The 13,801-nt window shown below is 69.4% G+C and carries 12 protein-coding genes; 8 read left to right on the top strand and 4 right to left on the bottom strand.

The window, feature by feature from the left end:
• The first annotated feature begins 80 nt into the window (after window positions 1-80).
• The 4 genes from EDD30_RS05400 to EDD30_RS05410 all read left to right on the top strand — a co-directional run bounded on the left by EDD30_RS05400 (window position 81) and on the right by EDD30_RS05410 (window position 2,050).
• Window positions 81-542, top strand: a complete 462-nt coding sequence (locus EDD30_RS05400; RefSeq protein ID WP_084556356.1) for a DUF1707 SHOCT-like domain-containing protein — start codon at window positions 81-83, stop codon at window positions 540-542.
• A gap of 197 nt (window positions 543-739) precedes the next feature.
• Complete coding sequence (locus tag EDD30_RS05405) at window positions 740-1,111, top strand: hypothetical protein (protein ID WP_143162660.1); 372 nt, start codon at window positions 740-742, stop codon at window positions 1,109-1,111.
• A 182-nt stretch (window positions 1,112-1,293) separates the two neighbouring features.
• Window positions 1,294-1,473 (top strand): hypothetical protein, encoded by a 180-nt coding sequence (locus EDD30_RS38790; protein ID WP_143162661.1) that lies wholly within the window; start codon window positions 1,294-1,296, stop codon window positions 1,471-1,473.
• Between the two features lie 16 nt (window positions 1,474-1,489).
• Entirely contained in the window at window positions 1,490-2,050 is a 561-nt protein-coding gene (locus tag EDD30_RS05410; protein WP_071805175.1) for a GNAT family N-acetyltransferase, read from the top strand.
• A 211-nt stretch (window positions 2,051-2,261) separates the two neighbouring features.
• On the opposite strand, the gene EDD30_RS05415 is transcribed toward EDD30_RS05410, so the two are convergent.
• Window positions 2,262-2,891, bottom strand: a complete 630-nt coding sequence (locus EDD30_RS05415) for a flavin reductase family protein (protein ID WP_170208253.1) — start codon at window positions 2,889-2,891, stop codon at window positions 2,262-2,264.
• Between the two features lie 771 nt (window positions 2,892-3,662).
• Between EDD30_RS05415 and EDD30_RS05420 the strand changes: the two genes are divergently transcribed.
• On the top strand, window positions 3,663-4,889 hold the full coding sequence (locus EDD30_RS05420) for an amidohydrolase family protein (RefSeq protein ID WP_071802623.1): 1,227 nt from the start codon (window positions 3,663-3,665) through the stop codon (window positions 4,887-4,889).
• A gap of 156 nt (window positions 4,890-5,045) precedes the next feature.
• Here the strand turns inward: EDD30_RS05420 and EDD30_RS05425 are convergent, their stop codons facing one another.
• Together EDD30_RS05425 and EDD30_RS05430 are read right to left on the bottom strand one after the other, a co-directional pair.
• Complete coding sequence (locus tag EDD30_RS05425; protein WP_071802622.1) at window positions 5,046-6,929, bottom strand: ABC transporter ATP-binding protein; 1,884 nt, start codon at window positions 6,927-6,929, stop codon at window positions 5,046-5,048.
• A complete protein-coding gene (locus tag EDD30_RS05430) occupies window positions 6,926-8,662 on the bottom strand; it encodes an ABC transporter ATP-binding protein (protein WP_244945127.1) in 1,737 nt (578 codons plus the stop codon). Before EDD30_RS05430 ends, EDD30_RS05425 begins: the two co-directional genes overlap by 4 nt.
• A 121-nt stretch (window positions 8,663-8,783) precedes the next feature.
• On the opposite strand from EDD30_RS05430, the gene EDD30_RS05435 reads away from it, so the two are divergent.
• Window positions 8,784-9,494, top strand: a complete 711-nt coding sequence (locus tag EDD30_RS05435) for an endonuclease/exonuclease/phosphatase family protein (protein ID WP_170047042.1) — start codon at window positions 8,784-8,786, stop codon at window positions 9,492-9,494.
• Here the strand turns inward: EDD30_RS05435 and EDD30_RS05440 are convergent.
• Window positions 9,463-11,037 (bottom strand): helix-turn-helix domain-containing protein, encoded by a 1,575-nt coding sequence (locus EDD30_RS05440; protein ID WP_071802620.1) that lies wholly within the window; start codon window positions 11,035-11,037, stop codon window positions 9,463-9,465. The two genes, EDD30_RS05435 and EDD30_RS05440, sit on opposite strands and share 32 nt — an antisense overlap.
• A gap of 334 nt (window positions 11,038-11,371) precedes the next feature.
• Between EDD30_RS05440 and EDD30_RS05445 the strand changes: the two genes are divergently transcribed.
• Window positions 11,372-12,745, top strand: a complete 1,374-nt coding sequence (locus EDD30_RS05445) for a glycosyltransferase (protein WP_071802619.1) — start codon at window positions 11,372-11,374, stop codon at window positions 12,743-12,745.
• Entirely contained in the window at window positions 12,742-13,800 is a 1,059-nt protein-coding gene (locus EDD30_RS05450) for a DegT/DnrJ/EryC1/StrS family aminotransferase (protein ID WP_071802618.1), read from the top strand. Before EDD30_RS05445 ends, EDD30_RS05450 begins: the two co-directional genes overlap by 4 nt.
• Window position 13,801: the final 1 nt, after the last annotated feature.

Below are 13,801 nucleotides of genomic sequence, written 5' to 3' on the forward strand. Positions count from 1 at the left end.
GCTCCTGATGTCCGAACGTCCAGGTCACAGGGTCTTTATGGCTGGCCGCTGCTCCCGGCCATGGTCGCTAGGCTGCCGCCGTGACAGGCACTGACGACGGCGACGGCACGGAAGCGCCTGAGGTGCTGATCGGTACCCCCGAGCGCAACTCGGCGCACGAGGCGCTGGAGGAGCACCTCATCGCGAAGAGGCTCGATTCCACCGAGTACGAGCGGCGCGTGGAAGCCTCGCGGCTGGCACGCACTCAGTCGGAGCTGTTGCGGCTCTTCGCCGATCTCCCAGTGCCTCATCCGAAGCTGCCGGTTACCGTGGTCCCGCCCGCTGAACCGGATCAGTCCGTTCCCCCGCCGGTCTTCTTCGCCGGCTGCCTGACGCTGACTCTAGGGTTGCCCGTCGCGGTTGTGCTGGGCTTTGCCTACGGAGTCTGGTGGGCGATCGCCGTGCCGGTTGGTGTAACCGTGGCAATGGCGTACATCGAGCATTTACGCATTCCGAGCCGGGAAGTGCAGGAAACCGGCCCGCGCTCTCCGGAGGGAATTTAGGACCAGGCGGCAGCACCTCTGGCGTCGTCGAGGGAGGCGGAAACACTCCGGCGCGAGTGATACACATGCGGGCATGACTGAGTCTCCACGCCCGGTGCAAAGTCCACCCTGTCCAACTGCGGTGGGGCGCGGGGGCGCTGCACGCAAGATCCGTCTGAATGTGATCTTCCGACGGAGATTCACCGTAGCTTGATCATATGACCGAGACCACGTCGTCATCCACACGGCCACGCGGCTGGTGGCTGGCGAGCCTTGTCGGGGCAGGGCCGCATCTCGCCGTGTTAGGGCACATCTGGTTGCCCCGAGACGTGTACTTTTCCTGGTTCGAAGGCCACGAAGAGCTGATTCCGTTCGCCCTCTACAGCAAGTCAGAGCTGATCATCGTCCCGGCCATGTTGCTGCTGACGCTTGCCGCCGCAATCTTCACGCGTACTCGCCCGCTGGCACTGTGGCTACTGCTCGGGACCCTGGCCGGCGCCACGCTCGTCCTGCTGAGCCTCGCGCACGCAGCGGTCTCGTGGGAGATGGTCGAATCCGACTTCCTGACCGGGAGCCAGGAGAAGTGGTAACTCTGGCGTCGTCGAAGTAAAGCACTCCACCGAGAGGCGCCCTCTGGTTCCCGTCCGCCACCCGCGCCGCGGGGACTTCCGGCGGGGAACTCGATCAGCTGTTGCGGTCGGACGAGGACGGCCGTCTGCGATGGCTCGACCACCGTCAGCCGGCGCCCCCGAAAGCGAACTGGTGGGTATGCGTGCTGCTCTTGATCGATGAACGATGGGAGGATCGGCCGGCGGAGCGACCGGCATGGGTTGAGCTGAAGATATGGCTGCTGAGCCAGGCGGCGTGCTGGTCGAGCGATCCGCAGCCCGCGCGGCATGAACACCACCAACTGCCGCCCGCCGGAAAACCGGTGGCAGGCCCGGCCCGCTGATGGTCAAGATCGCGGCATGTCCACGTTCCTGGAGACCGACCGGCTCATCCTGCGCGCGTTCACAGCGGCCGACACCGACCATCTGCTCGCCCTGGACAACGACCCCGAGGTCATGCGCTTCATCAACGGTGGCCGACCCACCAGCCGCGAGGCGATCGAGACGCGGACCCTGCCGCGACTGTTGCACGACTACCCGTGCTGGCAGACCCGCGGTTACTGGGCCGCGCAGGAGAAGACCACCGGCACCTTCCTGGGGTGGTTCGAGTTCCGGCCGTTGCAGGAGCACAGCCCTGCCGTGGTCGAACTCGGTTACCGGTTGAACCAGGCGGCATGGGGGCGCGGCTACGCCACCGAGGGGTCCCGGGCACTGATCCGCAAAGGGTTCACGGACCAGAAGGTCGAGCGGGTCACGGCGAACACCATGGCCGTCAACACCCGTTCCCGTCGCGTCATGGAGAAGTCGGGCCTGTCCCTCGTCCGGACCTTCACCGAAGACTGGCCGGAAGCGATCGAGGGTTCCGAGCACGGTGAAGTCGAGTACGAACTCACCCGAGCTGAGTGGGAAAAGCCTCGGTAGACGTCAGCGACCCAGTCCACAACTCTTGACAATTTCTCGGGGACGGCGTGAACCACACAGGACACCTTCACTTTGCTCCGCATCGGCATTGGCCCTGAGGCACCGAAGAGCCCCACCGACAGTTGAGCTTCATGGGTGAGATGTGTGTCTATGCCGATGCTACGCGCCTGTGTCTGATGTGCGAGCCCGCCGCCACGCATACCGACCAGGGCTACGTTGCCGCGGCACGAGCCATGGAGAAAGTGTCGGTAGCGCGGAGGTAGTCGGTGCCCCCAAGGCGGGCCACCGGTTTCAGGCTGTCCAGCTTGACCCGGCCGCTGGCCGAGTCGTACATGTCATCACGGATGGTCACCATGACGACGGTCCCGATGACGATGCAGCCTCCCGCGGGGGGGGGGGGGGGATCGTCGACGCGGACGATCTGCCGCAGCCGGCATTCGAAGGCGATGCTTGCCTCCTGCACCCGCGGTGGCCGAACCCGCCGTGCCGGAACTGGTGTGACCCCAGCCAGCTCGAACTCGGATCGTCCGTGCGGCACGGCGGCAGAGGACTGGTTCACCGCCGCGACGGTGCTCTGCTCGGCAACGTTGATCACAAACTCCCCCACCGCCTCGACGTTGCTCAGCGTGTCCTTCTTGGGACGTGGGGGCGGGCCGGCGACCGGACAGAACAGAAGCGTCATCGGCTCGGAACAGACCGGCGCGAAGTATGAGAAGGGCGCGAGGTTGGGTTGTCCCTCTCTGGACACTGTGCTCACCCACGCGATGGGCCGTGGCACCACGGCGCCGGTCAGCAACTGCTGGGCCTCAAGCCTTCCCAGCCGGGCCGGATCCAGATCCATGCGCACTCCCTGGCGAAAGGGTGACGGGTCGACGCGCCGATGCGGGGAGCGGGAGCGTACTCGACATGTAACCGTATTCATCTTCACGAGTACGTGTCGGTAGGATGATCGCTGGGGCATCGAAGGCCGCCGACGCCTAAGGGGACCTGCGCGTGGTCCGCATGTTAACAGGAGCGACGGGACCGCGCCGGGACACGGACCCGGCGGGCAGGCCTCTTGTCCACGTCACCGGCGTCGCCGACCGGTCCAACCCGGATGGACGACGTCGAGTTCGATGCGTCGGCGTCGCCAGGGCGAACCCCCACGGTGCCGGGGATGAGCGAGCGAGGCAGGGGTGGTGCCGGCTCCACGTCCCTGCGGCACATCCGCCGTAGGTGCGCCGGGCTGATTGCTGAGCTTCCCCTCGAAAGGGCGACATCAGTGACGTCGTTGTGCGAGGGACTCGGGGACGCACGTGGACGTCCGATTGTCATCGCCCCATGCCATCGACAGAAGGCGCCTGCGGTATGTGGTTGTCAATGGAGGACACGGACCTCGTCTTCTCCGACCAGGCAAGCACCGGAACCCATCGAAAGCACATCATCGCCCATGAGCTTGGACACATGATCTACGGGCATGTCGGCGCCGAGGCCATCGACGCGAACACCGGCTTCTCGCCAGCGGCCTGGCCCCGGCGCCCTCAGCGCGTTCCGGGAACGCGTCCGCGGGTACGCCCGCCGCGACTGAGGATCCGACGGCCGGCTCCCGGCATCGGTGATCGAGGGAGGGCGAATGCCCACGGAGGCACACAGTGAACCTCGCGGCGACCGGCCATGGGCGGTGCGGGCCGCGGGCTGGTTCGACGGCCGGGACGGTCGTCCAGGGCCGGTGCTCGTGGTCATCGACGGCGGACGTATCACCGCCGTGGACACCACCGGCGCGCCGCCGGCCACCGACCTACCGGTGCGCGACCTGGGCGACGTAACCGTGCTGCCCGGGCTCGTCGACGCGCACGTCCACCTCGCCTTCGACCCGGCCGAGCCGCCCGAACGACTCGCCACGGTTCCCGAGCCGGTCCTCCTGGACCGGATGGCCGCCCACGCCCAGGCCCACCTGGCCGCCGGTGTCACCACGGTGCGCGACCTCGGCGACCGCGACTTCCTCGCGCTCAGGTTGCGTGAACAGCTCCGGGCCAGCGGCGCGCCCGCGCCGGAGATCCTGGCCTCCGGTCCCCCGCTGACCCGCGCCGGCGGGCACTGCTGGTTCCTCGGCGGCGAGGCCGACGACCAGGCAGCGCTGCGCCGCGCGGTCGCCGACCATGCCCGCCGCGGCGTGGACGTCATCAAGATCATGGCTACCGGCGGAGCGATCACGCCCGGCTTCCGCACGCACGAGTCCCAGTACCAGCGGACCGAGCTCACCGAAGTGGTCGAGGCCGCAGCCGCCGAAGGGCTCGGAGTAACCGCACACGCGCACGGCGGTCCCGGGATCACCGACGCGCTGGCCGCCGGCGTGGCCGGGCTCGAACACGTCTCCTTCTTCACCGCCGACGGCATCGACGTGGACTGGGCGACCGTGGACGCCATCGCCGCCGCCGGCGTACACGTGGGGGCCACCGAGGCTGCCCTGCCGGAAGGGGACATCCGCAACCCGGCCGTGTTCGCCAAACTCGAGCAACGCAGCATCAACTTCGTCCGCATGCACGCCGCCGGGGTGCGCCTGGTCTGCTGCTCCGATGCTGGAGTGGTCCCCCGCAAGCCCCACGGCGTGCTTGCCCACGGCATGGTGCGCCTCGGCCGATATGGCCTGGCCAACCCCGACGCCTTGGCGGCGGCGACCTCAGTCGCCGCCGAAGCCTGCGGCATCGCCGACCGCAAGGGCCGCCTCGCCCCCGGCTACGACGCCGACCTCCTCATCATCGACGGCGACCCCCTCACCGACCTCACCGCCCTGCACCAGGTACGCGCCGTCTACCGCGCCGGCCAGCAGGCCTACGCGAAACCCAGCCCGAGAGCTTGATCAAGATGCCGGGGCTGGATCTGCTTCAGGTCGGTGCGCTCACTTGGCGCGCGAATGCTGCGTCATTGCCGGGCACACCTCCAGCCCTCATGGCATCGGCGACGCGATACCCGCTGCCAGCGCGATGGGTGCGGTCGCCGAACACCGGTATCGCCGTCAGACCTTGCGCACTGCACCGGCCTGTGCCCGTATAAGGCCTGCGTAGGGGCCGTCGGATCGCACCAGCTCGTCGTGGGTTCCCTGCTCAGCGATCCGGCCGTCACGCATGACGATGATCAGGTCGGCGTGCCGCACGGTGGAGAGCCGGTGCGCGATCACGAACGTGGTGCGTCCCGCCTGCAGCGCGGCCATGCCTCGCTGCACGAGCGCCTCGGTCCGGGTGTCGACGGAGCTGGTGGCCTCGTCGAGCAGCAGCAGTCGCGGCTCTGCGAGAAACGCCCGGGCCAGCGTGACGAGCTGCCGGCCGCCGGCGCTGATGATGGACGCGTCCTCCTCCAGCATCGTGTCGTAGCCGGCCGGCAGCGTCCTGACGAACGGGTCCAGGCAAGCCGTGCGGGAGGCGGCGATCACGTCCTCGCGCGTCGCGCCCTCACGCCCGTACGCGATGTTGTCCGCGATCGTTCCTGCGAACAGCCAGGTGTCCTGCGGCACCACGGCGGTCCAGGATCGCAGGCCGGCCCGTGTCATCCTGCTGATGTCGTGACCGTCGAGCAGGATCTGTCCGCCGTCGGGATCGTAGAAGCGCATCAGCAGGTTGGCGAGCGTGCTCTTGCCCGCACCGGTCGGCCCTACGATCGCCACCGTCTGCCCCGGCTCCACGACCAGGTTGAGGTCCCTGATCAGCGGTTCGTCGGGGGTGTAGCGGAACGAGACGCTCCGGAACTCGACCCGTCCCCGCACATCGGCGGGGGGCACCGGCCGCTCGGGATCCGGCTGCTGCTCCGGCGCGCGGAGCAGCTCGAAGACCCGGCCGGCCGACGCGACGCCGGACTGCAACTGGCCCGAAGCGTTGGCGAGCTGGCCCACCGGCTGGCTGAACTGGCCCGAGTACTGGACGAACGCCTGCACGTCGCCGAGCGACAGGCCGCCCGCGGCGACGCGCAATGCGCCGATCACAGTCACCGCCACATAGTTGAGGTTGCTGACGAACATCATCGCGGGCTCGATCACCGCGGACACGAACGTCGCCCGCGCGCCGGTCTCCCGCAGCCGTTCGTTCTCCATGTCGAACGCCGCCTCGGCGTGCGCCCGCCGATCGAAGATCTTGATGAGGGCATGACCGGCGTACGCCTCCTCGACCTGTGCGGTCAGCGAGCCGGTGGTCGCCCACTGCCGGTCGAATGCCGATTGCGAGCGCTTCACGAGCCAGGACACGACCGCACCGGAGATCGGCAGGCTGATCAGGACGACCAGGGCCAGCAGCGGGGACACGAACAGCATGAACACCAGCGCGGCGAGCGCCGCGAACGGTGCCGTGATGAGCTGACTCAACAGCTGTTGCAGAGTCTGCTGGACGTTGTCCATGTCGTTGGTGACCCGGCTGATGAGTTCACCGCGCGGGACGCGGTCGAAGTAGCTCAGCGGCAGCCGGGACATCTTGCCCTGTGCCTGCGCTCGAAGGTCGGCCACCGCCGACTGCACCACCCGGGTGGCCATCCGATCCTGTGCCCACTTCACGGCCGACGCGGCCACGAAGAGCACCACGGCGAGTGCCAGCACCCGGCCGATCGCCGGGAGGTCCAGCCCGCCGCCGGGCACCAGATGCACTGTGGTGAGGACGTCGGCGAGGGTGTCTTGGCCCTGCTGCCGATACTGGGCGATCAGCTGATCCCGACTGATCCCGGTAGGCAGGCCGCGGCTGAGCGCCCCGGCGAAGATCAGGTCGGTGGCGCGACCCAGCAGCAGCGGGCCGACGGAGTTCAGCGCCACCCCGACGAGTCCGAACAGGCTCATCAGAATGACTCGCGAGCGGTACGGGCGCAACAGCGCGAGAACCTGACCCACTCCGGCGTTCGCCTCCGCAAGGTCGCGCGGGGTCACGAGGCCGCACCGCGCGGTTCGCGCTGCGAGGCCGCGATCTGGCGGTAGGTCTCGCTGGCTGCCATGAGCTGCCGGTGAGTGCCGAGGCCCGCCATGCGGCCTGCGTCCAGGACCAGGATGCGGTCGGCATGCCGGATCGCGCTGATCCGCTGGGCGACCGTCACCACCGTGGCGCCGGACGTGTCCGCGGTCAGCGCAGCGCGGACACCCGCGTCCGTCGCCGCGTCCAGCGCCGAGAGGCAGTCGTCGAACAGGTAGATCTGGGGCCGGCGTGCCAGCGTCCGGGCGATCGTGAGCCGTTGGCGCTGTCCGCCGGACAGGCTGGCGCCGCCCTCGGCCAGGATGGCATCCAGGCCGCCCGGCATCCGTTCGACGAAGTCGCGGGCATGCGCCACCTCGAGGACCCGCCAGAGCTCGGCGTCGGTGCAGTCCGGGTTGCCGAAGCGCAGGTTCTCGGCGACGGTTCCGGAGAACAGATACGGTTTCTGCGGCACCAGGCCGACGATCCGGCTCAGGTGCGCCGGGCCGATCTCGCGGACGTCCATCCCGTTCACCCGGATCAGCCCGCTCGTCACGTCGAGCAGCCGCACCATGAGCTCCAGCAGCGTCGTCTTTCCGCTGCCGGTGCTGCCGACCACCGCCAGGTTCTCCCCCGGCCGCACGAGCAGGTCGATCCCGTCCAGCAGGGGTCGCTCAGCGCCGTCCCGGCAGACCCGCACATCCCGCAGCTCCAGGCCGCGCGGCCGGAGCGGCCGGCCGTCACGCACGGGCACCGGCAAGCCCGCGACCGTACTGGTCAGCTCGACGATGCGCCGGGCGGACGCCTCGGCGCGCGGCAGGGCGAGCATGACGAGCATGGCGGAAACGGTGGCCATGAGGATCAGCGCCTGGTAGCCCAGGAATGCGGTGAGAGTGCCGACCTGCAGATCGCCGCCGTCGACCCGCACCGCACCGGTGAAGAGCAGGGCGACGCTGAACAGGTTCATGAGCAGCAGCACCGCCGGGAACATGGCGGCGGTCAGGCGGCCCACCCGCAGCGACACATCCAGCAGCCCGGCGTTCGCCGCGGCGAAGCGACGACGCTCATGGTCCTCCCGCACGAATGCGCGGACGACGCGGGCACCGGTGATCTGCTCGCGCAGCACCCGGCCGATACCGTCGAGGCCGATCTGCATCCGTGCGTACAGCGGGCTCATGCGGGTCAGGATGATCGTCGCAGTGAGTGTCACGGCCGGCACGATCGCGGTCAGCAACCCGGCCAGAGGTACGTCGGAGCGGGCCGCCAGCACGACGCCGCCGACGCACACGAACGGCGAGGCGAGAGCGACGTTGAGGGTGGTCAGCACGAGTGCCTGCACGTGCTGGACGTCGTTGACGGTCCGGGTCACCAGGGACGAGGTGCCGAACCTGGCTGCCTGAGCGACGGAGAGGTCATGGGTGCGGCGGAACACGGAGGAACGAATGTCACGGCCCACCGCGGCGGCTGTGCGCGACCCGAACCACACGGCCGCGACGCTGGCCACGACCTGCACCACGGTGATCAGGGTCATGACTAGTCCGGTGCGGGCGATGTGACCGACATCGCCGGCGACAACGCCGTTGTCCACGACGGTGGCGCTCAACGCCGGCAGGCTCAGGGTGGCGAGCGTCTGCACCATCTGGAGCCCGGCCAGCAGTCCCAGGTCGCGACGGTACGACGGCAGATGGGCACGGAGGAGACGGACCAAGCCCACGACGCCTCCTCCGGTGTACGACTCCTCAGGTACCCAGCCTGCGTCCTGGCTTCCGAGGGTTTCCCTAGAGTTGACGCCGCCATGCTCACTGGACGATCACCGTCCCATGCGAAAGGCGGCCATGACTCTCACCCTCGCCAGCGTCAACCTGCACTGCGGGCTGGACCGCAACGGCCGGCCCTTCCCGGTGAAGCAGGCGATCGCCGCCCTGGACGCCGACGTCGTGCTGGTGCAGGAGAACTGGCGCGTCGAGGGATCGACGAGTCTCGCCGCGGCAGCGGCGGCCGACTGTGGTTACGGGTCGGTCACCGAACTGGACCTGATCTCTGGGGTCCCGCTGGCCCGGCTGGACATCGTCGACGGCGAAGTGCCCGAGGAGACCGGCTCCTTCGGCCTGGCTGTACTGAGCCGGGTGCCGTGGGAAAGCGTCTGGCCGCTGGCCCTGGGCGCCGCACGCGGGGACGTGGTAGGGATCCGGAGCGCCCAGGTCGTCACGTTCGCCGGGTTGCGCGCGGTCAACGTCCACCTCACCCACCGGGTGCTGCACGGACCCGCCCAGTTGCGCCGGTTGGTCGCCGGGCTGCGTGGGCATGGCATCCCGACGCTGATCGCCGGGGACCTGAACATGTGCCGCCCCACGGTGCGGGTGGCACACCCCTATCGACCGGCGGTCCGCGGTCGCACGTGGCCGGCGCACCGGCCCATGGCGCAGCTGGACCATGTCCTGCTGGGCCCCGGCCTGACGGCCACGCACGCGAGGGTGGGGCCCCCGGTGGGCTCCGACCACCTGCCGGTCCAGCTCACGGTCGCCGCGTCGGAGGGCGACCGCTGACCGCGGACCCCGGCCCGGCCTGGGGGACCAGGCCGGGAACGGAGACCAGTCCGCTGCGCCGGCACACGCCGAGCTTGCGATAGATCCGGGTGAGGTGCTGCTCGATCGTGCTCGCGGTGAGGAACAGCCGCCGGGCGATCTCCCGGTTCTTGTAGCCCTGTGCGGCCAGTTCGGCTACCCGGCGCTCGGCGTCGCTGAGGGCCCGCAACGACGCGGTGCTCCGACCTGCACGGTGTTCTTCCGCCTCTCCACGGGCCGCCATGACGTGGGACAGCGGGCCGGCGCCGCACTCCTCGGCGAGACTGCGTGCCCGGCTGCGCGGGGCGTGTGCGTACGACGGCTGCCCGGCGTCGTCGAAGGCCTGACCGAGTTCGGCCAGGCTGTGCGCCAGTTCCCATCGGTCCCCGCAACGCTCGAACACGCTGATCGCCTCGCGCAGCGGGCCGGGCCGGTAGGCCGGATCGAGCGTCGCCGCCCGCACGCGGAGCGCGCCGGCCCGGACTCGGGGATGATCGCTGCCGATGGCCGCGATCTGTCGGTCCGCCAGCGCTCGAGCCTGGTCCGGCTCACCGAGGGCGAGGTGGGCCCGGGCGGCGTCGAGGAGCCAGGGCGACAGTCCCGGATACGAGACGCCCCACCCCGCCTGAACGTCACCGGCCGCCATGAACTCGCTGAGTGCCGCCCGTTCGCGGCCCGTAGCCAGGTAGTGCAGGCCACGGCCGCGCAGATAGATCAGTCCGTACGGGGTGCGGCAGAGCGAGCGCGGCACCGTCGTCCACAGCCGATCAGCGACCTCCTCGTGACGTCCCTGCGCGGTGAACGCCTCCAGGATCGTGCCCAGCGGCAGGCCCACGGCAACGCCCCAACCGGCCGGGCCCACGGCGTGCAATGCCGCCTCCGCGGATCCGGCAGCCTCGGCCAGAGCGCCACGGCGCAGCTCGGCCCGCGCCCGCGCCGCGGTGAGCAGCGCCTCGGGCAGCCGCGAGCCGGAGCGCCCCGCCGCGGCGATCAGGTCCGTGAACCAGGGCACGTCCGGGTCGAGAGCCTGGGCATTCTCCAGCGCCAGCAACGACATCACCAGTGGTTCCAGGGCCGCGCGGTGGAGGCGCAGGCCTTGGAGCACAGCGTCCGGCGTAGCGGTGCCCCGCAGCCACGGGTGGGTGGCGGCGATGCGGTCGGCGGCCGGCTCCCCGGCGCTCGGTGTGAAGCTGCCGGGATACAGTCGGCTCAGCCACACGCCGGTGACGATGCGCTCGATACCGGTGTCGGGATGCGCATCCAGCACGGCTGCCGCCTCGTCGGCGAGGCCGTGCCAGGCCAGCCGGCGGGCCAGCACCGAGGCTGCCGGGCCGGTCAACCCGGTTTGCCGGGCCGGCTGCGTCAGTGTTCGTGCACCAGCCGGCGGATCGAGCCACCACGCGAGGTCAGCCAGCTCGGCGGCGGCCGGACCGTCCGGTTGGTCACGCAGGGCCAGCTCGAGCAGTTCACGCGCATCGGATTCGCGGCCCTGAGCGATCGCCTCCGCGGCAGCCTCCCGCAGCATGCCGGCCGACCATGTCTCGTCATCGCACCCTGATGAGACCGCTACCACAATTCTGTTCCTTGAATTGATCACAATCGATTCACGCGTCAGCGCCGGTCGACCCGTCCGAGCATTCGACTCCGGCAAGTCCCCTTTGCCGACGCGCAACCCTACCAATGAAGATCAACTGGACGATCCGGTCCGTCGAGGACGGGCTGTTACCGCGAAACGGGCAAGAGGTCCTGACGCCGCGGTCCGATAGGCGCCCTTCATCCCGCCTCGTGCGTCCGGGCACCTCCGCACATCGCCAGAGGTCTAAGGAAAACCCCCGTCCGGTTCGTGGGATCAAGGAAGGGTGAACACCGACCCGCGCGCCGTCATGTTCGTCAGCCTGCCCGAAAGCGGACTGCTGAACCCGATGTTGGTGCTCGCCGCCGAGCTGGCACGCCGCGGCGTGCCAGGCCTGTCCTTCGCCACCGACGAGTCCCGCCGTACGGACATCGAGACGATCTCCGGCGACCACCCGGTGCGATTCGCGTCACTCGGCGAGGTCGTCCCCGAGCTGTCCGCCGTCACCTGGGACGACGCCACCTACCGCAGGGTCACCCAGCGGTCGCGGTTCAAGGCGCATCGCGCGGTCATCCGGCACACGTACCGGCCGGACCTTCAGGCGACCAAGTTCCGGGCTCTCGCCGCCGCGGTGGACGAGATCCAGCCGGAGCTGATGGTCATCGAGTCGCTGTGCAGTTTCGCCGTCGACCTCGCCCTGACCCGGGGCATCCCGTTCGTGCTCAGCGTTCCGTTCCTGCCGAGCAATGTCCTCACCGCACACAATCCGTTCGCCAGGTCCTACACGCCGCGCGGCTTCCCGGTGCCGCACTCCGGCCTGCCCGCCCGCATGACACCGTGGCAGCGGCTGAGCAACGAGATGTTCAAGCTGCGCACCCTCGCGATGTTCTTCCATCCGGCCATGGGCAGGGTCCTTTCCGAGGACGCCCGGATCCGCAAGGAGCTCGGCCTCTCCGTCCCCAGCCCGATGACGCGGGTCGATCGCGCCGAGATGGTCATCTGCAACTCGATCCCGGAGCTGGACTACCCGTTCGACATCCCGGACAAGCTGAAGTTGGTCGGCGCGCTCATGCCGCCGCTGCCCGAGGCCTCCACGGACAACGAGGTGATGCGCTGGCTCGCCGCCCAGCGGTCGGTCGTCTACATGGGTTTCGGCACGATCACCCGCCTCAGCACCGCGCAGGCCGGTGCGCTGGTGGAAGTGGCTCGACGGCTCGACGGCACGCATTCGGTGCTGTGGAGACTGCCGTCGGAGCAACAGCACCTCCTGGCGGACGCCGGTCCCCTGCCGGCGAACCTGCGCATCGAGAACTGGCTGCCGTCGCAACTGGACGTGCTCGCCCATCCGGCGGTCAAGGTGTTCTTCACCCACGGCGGCGGCAACGGTTTCCACGAGGGCGTCTACTTCGGCAAGCCCCTGGTGGTGCGGCCGCTCTGGGTGGACTGCTTCGACCAGGCGATCCGGGGCCGTGACGCCGGCGTGAGCCTGACCCTGGACCACCCGGAGACCGTCGATCCCGACGACGTGCTCGACAAGCTCAACCGGGTCCTGGACGACCCCTCCTTCACTGCCCGCGCCGCTCAGCTCGGCGCTCGCCAGCGCGAGGCCGGCGGTGTCCGGGCCGCGGCCGATCTGATCAACCAGGTGGTGACGCGATGACCTTCAAGTACCCCGTCTCCATGCCGACGCTGGACGGACGCGAGCTCGAGTACGTGACCAACACCCTCACCGACGGCTGGATCTCCTCACAGGGGCCGGCCGTGGGCCGCTTCGAGAGCGCCTTCGCGGAGTTCAACGGCGTCGCGCACGGCGTGGCCTGCTCCTCGGGCACCGCCGCGCTGACCCTCGCGCTGCGAGCCCTGAACGTCGGGCCGGGAGACGAGGTCATCGTCCCCGAGTTCACCATGATCGCCTCGGCGTGGGCGGTCACCTACACCGGCGCCACGCCGGTCTTCGTGGACTGCGGCGACGACCTGAACCTCGACGTCACCCTCATCGAGGCGGCGATCACCCCGCGGACCAAGGTCATCATGCCCGTACACATCTACGGCCGGCGCTGTGACATGGACGCGATCATGGATCTCGCGTTCCAGTACAACCTGCGGGTGGTGGAGGACTCCGCCGAGGCCCATGGAGTCCGCCCGGTCGGCGACATCGCCTGCTTCTCGCTGTTCGCCAACAAGATCATCACTTCGGGTGAGGGCGGCATCTGCGTGACCGAGAACGCCGCCCTGGCCGGTCAGATGGCCCACCTCCGCGCCATGGCGTTCACCCGGGACCACAGCTTCCTGCACAAGAAGCTGGCCTACAACTTCCGGATGACCGCCATGCAGGCCGCCGTCGCCCTGGCCCAGACGGAACGGTTGGACGACATCCTGGCGGCCCGCCGGGAGATCGAACGGCGCTACGACGAGGGTCTGCGCGGCATCCCCGGCATCACCCTCATGCCGCCTCGCGATGTGCTGTGGATGTACGACGTCCGCGCCGAACGCCGCGACGAGCTGCGGGCGCACCTGAGCGCCAACGGCATCGAGACGCGCCTGTTCTTCAAGCCGATGAGCCGCCAGCCCGGCTACTACGACGAGCGCTGGCACCACCTGAACGCGACCCGCTTCAGCGAGGACGGCTTCTACCTGCCCACGTACACGTCATTGAGTGCCACCGACATCGACACCATCGTGGCCGCCGTCCGCGGGTTCTGCGAGCGGGCATGAC

Origin of the sequence: Couchioplanes caeruleus, assembly GCF_003751945.1 — a bacterium.
GTDB classification, from domain to species: Bacteria; Actinomycetota; Actinomycetes; order Mycobacteriales; family Micromonosporaceae; genus Actinoplanes; species Actinoplanes caeruleus.